11 protein-coding genes are annotated in these 13467 nt (G+C 73.7%); 5 read left to right on the plus strand and 6 right to left on the minus strand.

Translation table 11 applies throughout. The features are described from left to right. Positions 1-10 precede the first annotated feature (10 nt). The 5 genes from DEU31_RS10915 to DEU31_RS10935 form a co-directional block, all read right to left on the minus strand. Positions 11-1036, minus strand: coding sequence for an ABC transporter substrate-binding protein (locus DEU31_RS10915; RefSeq protein WP_133677128.1), 1026 nt, complete (start codon positions 1034-1036; stop codon positions 11-13). Positions 1037-1077: 41 nt separating this feature from the next. Further along, a complete protein-coding gene (locus tag DEU31_RS10920; protein WP_133677129.1) occupies positions 1078-1932 on the minus strand; it encodes an ABC transporter permease in 855 nt (284 codons plus the stop codon). Next, complete coding sequence (locus tag DEU31_RS10925; protein ID WP_133677130.1) at positions 1929-2726, minus strand: ABC transporter ATP-binding protein; 798 nt, start codon at positions 2724-2726, stop codon at positions 1929-1931. The genes DEU31_RS10920 and DEU31_RS10925 overlap by 4 nt, the downstream gene beginning before the upstream one ends. Positions 2727-2919: 193 nt before the next feature. Beyond that, positions 2920-3408 carry a tRNA adenosine(34) deaminase TadA gene (gene tadA / locus DEU31_RS10930; protein WP_133677131.1) on the minus strand — a complete coding sequence of 163 codons (489 nt, stop codon included), beginning with the start codon at positions 3406-3408 and terminating at the stop codon, positions 2920-2922. Between the two features lie 24 nt (positions 3409-3432). Then, positions 3433-3972, minus strand: coding sequence for a dihydrofolate reductase family protein (locus tag DEU31_RS10935; RefSeq protein WP_133677132.1), 540 nt, complete (start codon positions 3970-3972; stop codon positions 3433-3435). Positions 3973-4085: 113 nt separating this feature from the next. On the opposite strand from DEU31_RS10935, the gene upp reads away from it, so the two are divergent. Together upp and DEU31_RS10945 are read left to right on the plus strand one after the other, a co-directional pair. Further along, positions 4086-4724, plus strand: a complete 639-nt coding sequence (gene upp, locus DEU31_RS10940; RefSeq protein ID WP_010550798.1) for a uracil phosphoribosyltransferase — start codon at positions 4086-4088, stop codon at positions 4722-4724. 412 nt (positions 4725-5136) lie between these two features. Further along, a complete protein-coding gene (locus DEU31_RS10945) occupies positions 5137-5916 on the plus strand; it encodes a winged helix-turn-helix domain-containing protein (protein ID WP_133677133.1) in 780 nt (259 codons plus the stop codon). Positions 5917-6663: 747 nt separating this feature from the next. On the opposite strand, the gene DEU31_RS10950 is transcribed toward DEU31_RS10945, so the two are convergent. Next, entirely contained in the window at positions 6664-7455 is a 792-nt protein-coding gene (locus DEU31_RS10950; protein ID WP_133677134.1) for a protein phosphatase 2C domain-containing protein, read from the minus strand. Between the two features lie 104 nt (positions 7456-7559). Here DEU31_RS10950 and DEU31_RS10955 point away from each other — a divergent pair, with 104 nt between their 5' ends. The 3 genes from DEU31_RS10955 to DEU31_RS10965 all read left to right on the plus strand — a co-directional run bounded on the left by DEU31_RS10955 (position 7560) and on the right by DEU31_RS10965 (position 13459). Continuing rightward, on the plus strand, positions 7560-9290 hold the full coding sequence (locus DEU31_RS10955; RefSeq protein ID WP_133677135.1) for a chromosome partitioning protein: 1731 nt from the start codon (positions 7560-7562) through the stop codon (positions 9288-9290). Positions 9291-9482: 192 nt separating this feature from the next. Then, positions 9483-12623 carry a DEAD/DEAH box helicase gene (locus DEU31_RS10960; protein ID WP_133677136.1) on the plus strand — a complete coding sequence of 1047 codons (3141 nt, stop codon included), beginning with the start codon at positions 9483-9485 and terminating at the stop codon, positions 12621-12623. Further along, positions 12620-13459 carry a hypothetical protein gene (locus DEU31_RS10965; RefSeq protein WP_133677137.1) on the plus strand — a complete coding sequence of 280 codons (840 nt, stop codon included), beginning with the start codon at positions 12620-12622 and terminating at the stop codon, positions 13457-13459. Before DEU31_RS10960 ends, DEU31_RS10965 begins: the two co-directional genes overlap by 4 nt. Positions 13460-13467: the final 8 nt, after the last annotated feature.

Genomic DNA, 13467 nt, shown 5'->3' on the forward strand with positions numbered 1-13467 from the left:
CGGAGGCGACTCAGCCCGCCGTGTTCTCCGCGAAGCTCGCGTCGACGATGCCGGCGATGTCCAGCGGCTCCGTGTAGGTGATCTGCTCGGCGTCGATCCACACGGCCTGCATGGCCTCGAGCTGATCGGCCTGCGGGGCGAGGTCGGGGAGGTAGGTGTACATCGGGGAGGCCTTCAGCACCTCGATGTCCTGGCCGAGGGTGTCGGCGAGGATCTGGTAGACCTCGTCGGTCTGCTTCCCGTCGGCCGAGAGCTCCTGGGCGCCCTTGGCGAGCGCGGTGAAGAAGCCCTGCGCCTGCTCGGCGCCGACGAAGGTCTCGGAGTACATCACGCCCGTGCCGGTGGTGCCCTTGGCGGGGACCGCGAGCGGGGAGGCGATCCCGGCCTCCTCGATCGAGGAGGAGAAGGGGGCCGACGGGGTCGCCGCGTCGACGGAGCCGTTGGTGAGCGCCGGCTCCTGGTCGGGGGTGGCGAGGTTGGAGATCTCCACGTCGTTCAGGGTCAGCCCGCCCTCCTCGAGCATCGCCGCGAGCAGGTAGCCGCCGGTCGCGCCGGGCCCGCCGGCCACCCCGATGGTGCGCCCCTTGAGGTCCGCGATCTCGCTGACGGTGCCGTCGTCCAGGAGGTCCTGGCGCACCTCGAGCGCGGTGGGCGAGTTCTCCGGGTCGCCCGGGGAGATGCCCATGGAGCCGACGACCTTGAAGGCCACGCCCTGCTCGAGGGCGTTGAACATCCCGGCGCTGAATCCGGCGACCATCACGTCGAGCTGGTCGTTGGACAGCATCGGCACGCCGTCCTGGCCGGACTTCAGCGGGGTGAGCTCGAGGGTGACGCCCTCCTCCTCGAAGTAGCCCATCGCGTCGGCGACGTACAGCGGCGCGAACAGCGCCGAGGGCAGGTGGCCCACGCGCACGGTGCCGGCGGCGCCGCCCGAGCCGCCGGAGGAGTCCTCGCCGGTGACGGCGGAGCCGCAGGCGGTCAGGGCGCCGCCGAGGGCGGTGGCGGCGGTGAGGGAGAGAAGGGTGCGTCGTCGCATCGGTGCTCCTGGGGGTGCAGGTGGTGGGTGGGAGGTGGGGGTCAGCGCTCGCGGCGCCAGGGCAGCAGCAGCTTCTCGGAGCGGCTCAGGACCGTGGTGACCAGGGCGCCGATCAGTCCGATGACGACCAGGCCCACGTAGAGCTTCTCCGGGATGAACAGCTGCCAGGAGTTCCAGATCAGGTAGCCGAGCCCGGTGGTGGTCGCGCCGGTGAACTCGACGGCGGTGACCACCACGACGGCGGTGCCGGTGGCGGTCTTCAGCCCGGAGAACACGAAGGGCATCGCCCCGGGCAGGATCACGTGGCGGAAGCGGGAGAGGCCTGTGGCGCCGTAGGCGGCGCCGGCCTCGAGCAGCTTGCGGTCGATCGCCCACACGCCGGAGACGGTGTTGATCTGCATGATGAAGAACGTCGTGATGAACACGGCGATGATCTTCGGCAGCTCGGTGGGCCCGAAGATCATCAGCAGGATCGGGAAGATCGCGATCTTCGGCAGCGGGTAGAGCGCGGAGAACAGCGGGCCGAGCGCGGCGTTCAGCGCGCGGGAGGAGCCCATCAGCAGGCCGACGACGATCCCGGTGAGCGCGCCGAGGCCGCCGCCGACGGCGAGTCGCATCAGGGTGGGCGCGGTGTGCTGCCACAGCTCGCCGCTCATCAGCATCTCCCCGCCGGCGGCGACGATGCGGGTGGGCGGCGGGAAGAAGCGCGGGTCGATGATCTCCACGCGGGCGCACAGCTCCCACAGCACCAGCAGCAGGATCGGCGTCGCGATCGAGAGGACCAGGTCACGGGTGGCCAGGCGCCGGTCGCGGGCGCGCTGCTCCCGGGCGGCGACGAGGGTGCGGTGCTCGCGGTCGTCCGTCGTCGTGGTGCGGGCGACGGGTGCGGTGCTCATGCGGTCTCCTCGGCGGTGCGCGCGTCCTCGCGCAGCAGGTTCCAGATGCGCGAGCGCAGCGCCGCGTACTCGGGGTCGCGCTCGATCTCGAAGGAGCGCGGACGGTCGAAGGGGACGGTGATGTCCTCGCGGAGGGTGCCGGGACGGCCGGACATCACGATCACGCGGTCGGAGAGGACGATCGCCTCGTCGATGTCGTGGGTGACCATGAGGACGGTCTTGCGCTCGGCCTCCCACAGGGCGATGAGCTCCTCCTGCATGAGCATGCGGGTCTGGGCGTCGAGCGCGCCGAGCGGCTCGTCCATGAGCAGCACCGGGGAGCCGGTCGCGAAGGCGCGGGCGATCGCGACGCGCTGGCGCATGCCGCCGGAGAGCTGATGGGGGTAGGAGCCTGCGAAGTCGGTCAGGCGCACCCGGGCGAGCCAGTCGTCGGCGATGCGTCGGCGCTCGGCCGTGCCGGTGCCGGTCATCCGCAGGCCGAAGGCGACGTTCTCCCGCACCGTCATCCAGGGGAAGACGCCGTGCTCCTGGAACACGAAGGCGGCGGGGATCCGGTGGCCCTCGTCCGGCATCGTCACGGAGCCGACGGTGCGCTCCTCGAGCCCGCCGAGGATGCGCAGGAAAGTGGACTTCCCGCAGCCGGAGGGGCCGACGATGCAGGTGAAGGAGCCGGGCTCGAGGGTCAGGGAGAAGTCCTCGAGCGCCCAGACGGGGTCGGTGCCGGAGAAGAAGACCTTCGAGACGTCCTCGGCGGCGACGGCGCCGGGCGGGGCGGCGGAAGAGGCGGTGTGCATGCGTGCTCCTGGTCCCGGGTCGGGCGGCGGCGACCGGCGGGCGTGCGGGATCGATCGGGGCGGGACGGTGCGAGCGGGCCCGCGAGGACACTCTAGACGGCCGTCTCGGAGTTCGGACCCTCGATCTCGCACGATGGACCTCTCGAGGTGGCGACGACATGCAGTCTGCGGCGGATCCGCTCTCGCAGGGGCGTCAGCGCTTCCGACGGGCGCGGAAGAAGTCGCGCAGCAGGTCGCCGCACTCCTGCCCGCGCACCCCGGTGGTGAGCTCGACGCGGTGGTTCAGCCGCGGCTCGCGCACCAGGTCGTAGAGGGAGCCGGCGGCACCCGCCTTCGGATCCATCGCCCCGACGACCACCCGCTGCACACGGGAGAGCACGATCGCGCCCGCGCACATGGTGCACGGCTCGAGGGTGACGACGAGGGTGGCGCCGGTGAGGTTCCAGCGCCCGGTCGCGCGTGCCGCGGCGCGCAGGGCGAGGATCTCGGCATGGGCGGTGGGGTCCTCGTCGGCCTCGCGCCGGTTACCGGCGGTGGCGAGGACCTCGCCGTCGGCCCCGAGGACGACGGCGCCGATGGGCACGTCGGCGGGCTCGCGCTCGGCGGCGGCACGGGCCTCGGCGAGCGCGAGCACCATCAGCTCGTCGTCGCGCGGCGCACTGTCGTCCAGGGGTGCGGTCATGGGGCCATTGTCCCGCCTGCCCCGTCAGCGCCGCTCCCCCACCACCTCGTAGCGCGCCTCGAGGAAGGCGCCGCTGCGGCCGAGCTCGCGCAGCTCGAGGTCGAAGCGACCTCCCATCAGAGGCCTGCCCGTGCCGAGGGTCACCGGAGCGATGGAGACGCAGACCTCGTCGAGCATCCCGGCGCGCGCGAACTCCGCCGCCAGGTCGCCGCCGCCGACGATCCACACGTCCTTCCCGTCCGCGGCCACCTCTATCGCGCCGCGCTGCTCGGCCGGCGGCCCGGAGACCGCGGTGACGCCCTCCCGCTGCTCCACGGCGCGGTGGGTGAACAGGAAGGTGGGCTGGGTGAAGACCCAGGCGCCCTCCACGTCGCCGTCGTGCTCGAGCACCCAGTCGTAGGTGGTGCGGCCGGTGACGATCGCGCCGACCTCGGCGATGAAGTCGTCGTAGGGGAGGATGCTCTCCTCCCCGGTGGGCTGGAAGAGGAGCCAGTCGAGGCTGTCGTGCTCGTCGGCGAGGAAGCCGTCGAGCGAGGTCGCGGTGAAGAAGCGGTAGCGGGTCATGGCTGGTCTCCTGCACGCAGGATGGTTCCGCGGCGGTCGCGGTCCGGGAGACCATCCTCTCCCCTCGGTCCGACGGGCGACGGCCCGGGATGCGCTCCGGTAGATTCCCTCCCATGCGCGTTCTGGAGATCGACCACCCCCTCGTCGCCCACAAGCTGTCGGTGCTGCGCAATCGCGCCACCCATTCCTCGGTGTTCCGCCAGCTCGCGGACGAGCTGGTGACCCTGCTGGCCTACGAGGCGACCCGCAACGTCGCCGTCGCACCGGTGGAGATCGAGACGCCGGTGACCACGATGACCGGCACCCGCCTGACCAACCCCAAGCCGATGGTCGTGCCGATCCTCCGCGCGGGCCTGGGCATGCTGGACGGCCTCACCCGCCTGCTGCCCACCGCCGAGGTGGGCTTCCTGGGCATGGTCCGCAACGACGAGACCCTCGAGGTCACCACCTACGCGAACCGTCTGCCCGAGGACCTCTCGGGCCGTCAGTGCTTCGTGCTGGACCCGATGCTCGCCACCGGCCACACCCTCATCGCCTCCTGCGAGTACCTCCACGAGCGCGGCGCGAAGGACATCACCTGCGTGACCCTGCTGTGCGCGCCGGAGGGGCTGAAGGCGCTCGAGGAGCAGCTGGACCCCGCGATCGACCTCACCGTGGTCACCGCCGCGATCGACGAGAAGCTCGACGAGAAGGGCTACATCGTGCCGGGCCTCGGCGATGCCGGCGACCGCCTCTTCGGGGTCGTCGACTGAGAACGCGGCCACTGACCTGCACGAAGGCCCTCCGCGAGGGCCTCGACGCAGGACCCTGACGCCCCGTCGCCGTCCCGGAATGTGAACAGCCGCTTGCTCCTCGGGACGGGGCGGGGCATCCTCGTGTCATGACCTCGATCGCCGCGCACCGCGAGACCGCCCCCCGGGTGGTCCGCTCCGCCATGCGCGCGATGATGTTCATGATGATGATGCCGATGATGCATCGTCAGCCGAGCCTCTGAGCGCTCACGACCTCTCCGAGATCGGCTGACAGGAGCCGGCCGGAGGGCGCGGGCTCCAGGTGCCACCGGGAGCACACCCCTCACCGATCCGCCTCAGGCGTCGATCACCCAGGGATCCCGGGCCCACCGCCCGCCGCGCAGGACGCGCCGCATCTCGGAGAACTCGCATCATGACCATCGCCCTGGATCGCCCCACCACCAGCACCACCAGCAGCACCGCCGCGCATACCCGGTCCGCGGCTCCCCGCCTGCAGCGGGTGGGCGGGACCGCCTCGCGCCCCGTCGCCACCGAGGACGCCGTCACCATCACGGTGTCGGTCTCCCTGCCCGCCGGGACCGGCGACGTCGAGGCCGCGCTCATCGCCGACGAGCTGCGCACCCGGGCGCAGCGCCTGGTCGCCGCCCGCGATGGCCGCACCACGGTCTCGGTGGACAGCCCCCGCCCCTTCGCCGCGACCGGCCGCGGCACGACCCGCCCCCTGCCGCCCCGCGCCCAGGGCGCCGCCGCGGTGAGCCCGCTGCGACCGCGCCGCAAGGGGATCGTCTCCCCGAACTCGCCGGCGCGCCGCGACGCGGAGGCGGCCCGCCGCCGCCAGCTGCAGGCCACGGCCGTCAGCCCCGCGAGCCCCTCGCTGGCCCCTGAGGACTCGCTGGTCATCGACCTGTTCGGCCGTCGGGTGCGGATCGACGGGCAGGACGTGGACTTCACCCACAAGGAGTTCGAGCTGCTGGCCAAGCTGGCCCGCGACTCGCGCCGCACCATCTCCCGCACCGAGCTCATGGAGTCGGTCTGGGCCGATGCGCCCGAGGACACCGGTGAGCGCACGGTCGACGTGCACGTGCGCCGCGTGCGCACCAAGCTCGGCCGCTACCGCCGCCTGATCTCGACGGTGCGCGGCGCCGGCTACCGCCTGGACCCGGGCAGCGACGTCGCGGTCCTGGGGTCCTGAGGCGCCGGGCCGGGCGGGGTCGTCCCCGCTCCGGGCCCGGCGCGCTCCGGCCGCGTCCGCTGCGCGCCGACCGGGTCTGCCGTGCTCCGGCTGGGTCGCCGGTCGCGCGTGCCGTGCTCCGGCCGCGCCGTCGGCCGTGCGGGACCGGCGGGGAACTGCCATGGAATGCGACGAGCGGCCCGGAGCTCTCAGCCGACAGTGTCGGGGGCTCACGGACCGCTCGTCAGGCCTGTCGTCCGTCAGGGGTGGGTGCGGGCGAACAGGCTGGACGGGCTGCCACAGGTGGGGGAACCTGGCATTGTCGCCCGTCCGGCCGCTCCCCATGAGGGGGGTCTTGAGGAACGGCACATCTCTCAAATTTTCAATGTCTTCCGACGCTCGGAACACTACCAGCCGAACGCGGGGGTTTCATCCCCCGAAGACCGACTCCGTCCGTTCTTCACGTCACGCTCCCCGCTGGGGCTCGCAACGCCTTTCCGAACGACGTCGTGACACCGAGTCTAGGCCCTGGATCGCCGTCTGTAAACGCACGGGGATGCCCTGTTCTTGCAGGTGACGTGCAGGAAACATAGCTCGAACGACACGCCGGGAAAAGGTCGAGCGATCCCCATGAAAGCGTCAAGAGACGCGGTCGGAAGGCACTTCGCGGACGCGGCGCCGTCGCCCGGCCGGATGGTCGGCGCTCCGGTCACCCTCGACGTCGGCTCCGCGCTCCCACCGTGCATGCACGGTTCTCCCAGCCGCACCTCAGGGGCGATTGGTCCGAGATGCCCGATCCCCCGTGGTGGGCGCTCGGAGATGGAGGGTGAGCGAGGTCGCGTCGTCGTGGCGCTTGCGCGGTGCCCGCTCCGGGTCCAGCGCATCCTCCGCTCGCCGGATCGAGGAGATCACCGCCCGCGGATCCGCGCAGAGGGCGCGAGCGAGCGAGACGTCGTCGTGCAGCCCCAGCAGCTCCACCGCCCGGGTCACGCCGTCGCTGAGCAGATGGACGGCCGCGAGGTCCGCGAGCGGGACCCGGCCCGTCAGCGCCTCGTCCGCGGCCGCCGGCTCGTGACGGGCGACCCAGAAGCCGCCGGGGGCGTTGCGGCACGCCTCGATCGCCTCGGCGCCGCGCTCGCGGCGCACCACCTCCTCGATGCGCCGGTCGGTCAGGCGCACGACGGAGCCGTCCCGATGCTCCAGGAGCAGGGAGGCGTCGCAGAGCACGAGGTGCTCGAGGTGCGTCCCGGTGCGGCGCACGGCGGCCACGGTGGCCGAGGGACCGCCCGCCTCGAGGTCGCACTCGTGCTCGTGCAGGGAGCGGACCTCGCCGATCGCGGCGGCGAGGGCGCCGGCGAGCGGGAGGGAGGGGTCCTGGGCGCGGGCGAGGAGGCGGGCGGCGAGGGTGTGGGAGAACCAGGCGACGCCGTGGCGGCAGCCGGAGCGGAAGCGGGCGGGCACCCCGGCCCCGTCCAGGACCACGGCGACCTCGCCCAGCACCCCCGCCGCGTCCTCGTCCGCGCCGGGCACGGCCGGGTCGCTGAGGGACGTGATGTGCACGCCGCCACTGTAGGCGCGGGAGGGTGCCGCCGCGCCCGTAGAGTGGTCCCGGACCTCTGCCGCGGACCCCGTCCGGCGGCGCTCAGCATGGAAGGGATGACCAGATGATCGCGCAGGCGCGCATCACCTCCGAGACGACCGCCACGGTGCATCTCGCGGACGAGTCCGTCGAGGTCTCCGGGGCCGACCTCCCCGAGATCCGGGACCGGGTCAAGCAGGTCTTCATCACCTCCGCCAAGAGCGCCGACGAGGAGCTCGACGTGGTCATCGTCGAGCCCGACGTGCGTCACCACCTGCGCGTGGAGCCGAGCGGCCGGATCTCCCCGCGCGAGGCCGACGACCGCCCGCTGTTCGGCCCCGGGGCCGACGATCCGCTGATCGCGCCGCCGCTCATGGTCACCGGGGAGCATCCCGCGGTCGATGCCGAGGGCGCCCCTGCCGCGCGTCCGCACCGCGCGCGCCGGCGCCGGGCCGCCGCGAAGCCGCCGAGCACCGTACCGGGCTCCGCGAGCGGCTCCGCCGAGTCGACCGGGGAGCATGCGGCGGTGACGACGGGCGAGCACGCCCGCATCTCGCCGTTCGCTCCCGAGGCCGGCGACGTGCCGGTGGCCGGTGTCGCACCGTCAGCAGCCGCGTCCTCGGCGTCCGCACCGTCGGCTGTCGCGTCCGCCTCGAGCTCCGCGGCCTCGGCCGCCTCCGCCTCCTCGGCGGCCTCCGCGCCGTCGGCCCGCTCGGCCCGTTCCGCCCCGTCCGCGCCCTCGGCCGTCTCCGCGCCGTCGGCGCCGTCGGCCACCCCTGCGCCGTCCTCCCCCGGGGTCTCCGCCCCTGCGCCGTCCGCCGCGTCGTCGACCCCCGCGGCGAAGCGGCCGCTGCCGTCGCGCGCGACGGTGCCCGCCGACGGGCGCCCCACCCTGCAGGACCTGCAGTCCTCGACCGCGAAGCACCGGAAGGTGAAGGCCACCCGCGGGTTCCGCGGCGTCATCACGCGCGCCACCCGCGGGGTGATCTCCCCCGGCCCCGGGAAGAAGGAGCGTCTGGAGATCGAGCGCCTGGAGCGGATCCGTCGACCCCTGGACGGCCCGCGGAACATCGCGGTGGTGAACCTCAAGGGCGGCGCCCACAAGACCACCGCCTCCCTCATGATCGCCGCGACCCTCGGCGTGAGCCGCGGCGGCAACGTCCTGGCCTGGGACAACAACGAGACCCGCGGCACCCTCGGCTGGCGCGGCGTGCCCACCGAGCACCACCGCACGGCCGTGGACCTGCTGCACGACATCGAGTCGCTCCGCTCCCCCTCGGCGAGCAACGCGGACCTCGACCCGTACGTCCGGCCGCAGGGCGAGATGCGCTTCGACATCCTCGCCTCGGACGAGGACCCGGGCTCGGCCGCGCTGATCGACGACCACGCCTTCGGCGAGCTCGACGAGGCGCTCTCGCGCTTCTACCGCATCAAGGTGATCGACACCGGCAACAACGTGCGCGCCTCGAACTGGCTCGCCGCCGTGAAGAGCGCCGACCAGCTGGTGATCATCTCCACCGTCCGCGAGGACACCTTCAACGCCGCGGCCTGGATGATCGACGAGCTGCGCGCGACGGGGCTGGGCGAGCAGGTCGACCACGCGGTGACGATCCTGTCCCACTCCTCCAAGGGGAAGTTCGATCCGACGCTGCGCTCGCGCCTGCTCGCGCACTTCGGCGCGCACACCCGCGCGGTCGCCGAGGTGCCCTACGAGCAGCAGTTCGTCGACGGCACCCACCTGGACTGGAGCCGGGTCTCCAAGGCCACCAAGAAGGCCTGGCTGGACGCGACCGCGCTCATCGTCGACGGGCTGTGAGCCGTCGGGCGGTGAACGGGCGGGCGGTGGACGGGCGGGCCGCGAGCAGGTCGGCCGAGCGCGGTCGGGCCGCGCCGGGGACGTCCCCGCGGCCGTCCGGACCGTTCCTCCCCAGCGTCCCGCCCCGCGCGGCCGTCCACAGCGCGGCGCCGACCGGCTCGTCCGTCGGCGCCGACGCCTAGGGTGGGCGCCATGCCCGATCGCCGCCTCCACCTCGTCGTCGACGAGGACCTCGGGCCCGCACTGTGGGTGGCCGAGCAGACCGGCCCGCGCCGTTCCCGCGCCCTGGAGGACCTCGCCGGCCTGCGCGCCGACGCCCCCGCCGCGATCGCGGCGGCGCTCGAGGACGCCCCCGACCAGCTGCGCCACCGCGTGCGGATCCCCGGTAAGGACGGGGACCGTCGCCTGCCCGCCCTGCCGCTGTCCGGCACGGGCCTGACGGGCCTGGTCGGCGCCGCGACCGCCCTGCTCGAGGCGCGCTTCGGGGACGAGCTGACGGACCGGCTGGCCGAGCTGCTCGCCGACGGGACCGCCGCCCGCCTCGCCGACGCCCTGATCGCGATGCCGAACCTGCTGGCCGCCTGCGTGCTGGACCTCCGCGCCCAGGAGCTGCTCGCCGCACGGCACCTGCGCGCCCGCGCGACCGAGCGCTACGGCCGGCCCGTCATGCAGTGGCGCGCCCCCGATCCCGCGGCGCCGCCGCTGCTGCACGCGCTGGTCGACGGCCATGCCCGCACCGCCTTCGCCGAGCACCTGCGCAGCGCCCCGCCGCCGTCCGCCGATCCGACCGGGGTGCTGTGGGCGCTGGCCGACGACGGCGAGCTGCGCGCCGACCTGCCCGCCCAGCGCCGCCTCACCACCGCCTTCGACGCCTTCGTCGACTCCGGCCGCCCCGGCGTGCGGCTCGGCCCCGGGGACAGCGAACTGGTGGTGCGGCTGTTCCAGCCGCCGGTCGGCACGGCCTGGCCGCTGCAGACCTGCCTGCGCGAGGACGACGGGACCGTCCACCCCGTCGCGGACCTCCGCGCCGTCGGCGACCTCACCGCCGCCGGCGCCGCCGAGGCCTCCGCCGCCGTGCTGCGACTGGCCCCCACCGTGCGCACCGCCGCCGTGGACGACACCGGCGTGGACTGGCTGCTGACCACCGAGGAGGCCTCCGCCTTCCTCGCCCTGGACACCCCCGCGCTCGAGCAGGCCGGGGTGACGGTGCTGCTGCCCCGCGACTGGACCGCCCAGCGCACCACCCTGCGCCCCCAGGAGGCCGAGGAGGAGCCCGGCGAGCGCAAGGGCTCCGGGGTGGGGCTCGGGGCGATGGCGTCCTTCCGCTGGCGGGTCGCCGTCGGCGACACGGAGCTCACCGAGGAGGAGATCGCGCAGATCCGCGAAGCGCAGGCCGAGATCGTGCAGCTGCGCGGCCAGTGGGTGCGCCTGGACCCCACCACCCTCCGCGCCGCCGAGCGGTTCCTCGACGCGTTCAGCCGCCGCACCCGCAGCAACCGGCTCGCCACCGGCGAGGACGGCGAGGTGCGGGAGGGGCACCGCGAAAAGGCGGAGCGAGCCCGCGACGCCCGGCGCAGGCCGGACCACCCCGCCGCACCGTCGCTGCCGCCGCCCGCGCCGGTCCCCGCCGAGATGGAGGGGCGCGCGCCGTGGATCGAGATGTTCTCGATGATCCTCTCCCCCGAGGTCGCCGACGTCGACTTCGGAATGTCCGCCCTGGTCTCCGGCGGCAGCCGGGGCCTCGCCCGGCTGCTGCCCGGCGCGGAGGGCCCCTACCCCTATCCGCAGCCCGAGACGCTGCAGGCCACGCTGCGGCCCTACCAGCTCGACGGGCTGAACTGGCTGTGGGCGCTGGACGAGCAGTCCCTCGGCGGGATCCTCGCCGACGACATGGGGCTCGGCAAGACGATGCAGGTCCTCGCGCTGCTGTGCCGGGAGCGGGAGGGGGTACGCAGGGAGCGCCTGGTGGACAGCCCGCTCACGGACCGACGCGAGATCCCGCCCATGCCCGTCGGCCCCACCCTGCTGGTGTGCCCGATGTCCGTGGTCGGGGCGTGGCAGCGCGAGGCGGAGAAGTTCGCGCCCTATCTCTCGGTGCACGTGCACCACGGCGGGGACCGGCTGCGGGACGAATCCTTCGTCGACGGCGCCTCCGACCTCGACCTCGTGATCACCACCTATTCGCTGCTGGCCCGGGACCTGCCGCTGCTGCAGGCCGTGCCCTGGCACCGGATCGTGTTCGACGAGGCGCAGCACGTGAAGACCCCCGGCACGCAGGTCACGCAGGCCGCCCGCGCGCTGCAGGCCCCGCACCGCCTGGCGATGACCGGCACCCCGGTCGAGAACCGGCTCGGGGACCTGCACTCCCTGATGGAGGCGGTGAACCCGGGCCTGCTGGGCAGCGCGGCGAGCTTCCAGGAGCGGATCGCCACCCCGATCGAGGAGGACGGCGATGCGAGCGCGATCAGCCGCCTGCGCTTCGTGACCTCGCCGTTCATCCTGCGACGGGTGAAGACGGACCGCTCGATCATCCAGGACCTGCCCGAGAAGATCGAGCTGCAGCGGGTGGTGAACCTGACCCCCGAGCAGGCCGGGCTCTACGAGGCGATCGTGAACGAGCTGATGGTCCAGCTCGACGGGGCCGAGCAGAACAAGCGCCGCACCCTCGTCGTCTCCGCGATCACCCGGCTGAAGCAGGTGTGCAACCACCCCGCCCACTATCTCGGGGACGGCTCGCCGCTGGTGCGCGGCGGCGAGCATCGCTCGGGCAAGCTGGAGCTGGTGGACGACCTGCTCACCTCCGCCTTCGAGAAGGGCGAGAAGGCGCTGCTGTTCACGCAGTTCACCACCTTCGGGCACCTGCTGGTCCCCTACTGGACCGAACGCTTCGCCGAGCTCGGCATCGACTCGGTGCCCTTCCTCCACGGCGGGGTCGCCAAGCGCGACCGGGACCAGATGGTCGCCGAGTTCCAGGAGCAGCGGGACCGGCCGGGGCTGATGCTGCTGAGCCTGCGCGCCGGCGGCACGGGCCTGACCCTCACCGCTGCGAACCATGTGGTGCACCTGGACCGCTGGTGGAACCCGGCAGTGGAGAACCAGGCCACCGACCGTGCCTTCCGGATCGGCCAGCGCCGCGACGTCACCGTGAACACGCTGGTCAGCGCCGGGACGGTCGAGGAGAAGATCGACACCGTGCTCGAGGACAAGCAGGCCCTGGCCGATCTCACGGTGGGTCACGGGGAGGACTGGCTCGCCCAGCTCGACGACGACCGCCTGCTGGATCTGCTCTCCCTGGACGAGACGGACGAGGACCGAGGGGACGGGACCCGATGAGCATCCAGCTGCGCTCCCGCCGGGGACCGATCGGCACCGCCTGGCAGGCGGTCGCCCTGCGCGAGGCTGCCGAGCGGCTCCTCGGACCTGGCCGCGCGAGCCGCGGGCGCACCGATGCGCGCGCCGGCCGCGTGCAGTGGCTCGAGGTCGAGCCGGGCGCCGCCCGCGCCGCGGTCGAGGACCCCGATGGCGGTTTGCACCAGGCCCGTCTGGACCTGCCCGCCTATCGCGACGGGGACCGGGAGGTGTTCCTGCAGGTCGCTCGCGCCCATCCCGAGCTGCCCGCGCGCCTGGCCGCCGGCACCTATCCCGAGCAGATCGAGGCCGAGCTCGCCCCCTCGATGCTCTCGCTTCTGCCGCGGGACGCCGCCGAGCTCTCCCACGACTGCGATTGCCTGGACTGGCCCGGTCCCTGCCGTCACGTCTCCGCGCTGGTGTACGTGCTGGTGGAGGCGGTGGACGAGCATCCCGTGCACCTGCTGACCCTGCGCGGGATCCGGCTCGAGGAGCTCGTCGCGCCGGTGGCCCCGGCAGCGGGCGCCGCGGGCCCGCCCCGCGGCGAGGACGCGCACGGCTCCGGCGAAGGGCCGCCCGACGCGTCGGACGAGACGGAGGCGGCGCCGGAGCCTGCGCCCTACGACCCGCGGCACACCGATCCCGCGCGCCTGGCCGAGGTGGTCGGCGAGGAGGTGGCCGCGATCATCGCTGCGTTCTACCACGCGGGGACCGCGGAGGCGTCGAGCGGAGGCCCGGCCGGGCACCCGGGTGGGGAGCTGGTGGACGGGTCGGGCGGGGAGCCTGTCGACGGGACGGGCGGAGGCCCGGAGCGGGGCTGAGCGCCCGC

It is taken from the genome of Brachybacterium sp. AG952, from assembly GCF_004362645.1.
In the GTDB taxonomy this organism is placed as follows: Bacteria; Actinomycetota; Actinomycetes; order Actinomycetales; family Dermabacteraceae; genus Brachybacterium; species Brachybacterium conglomeratum.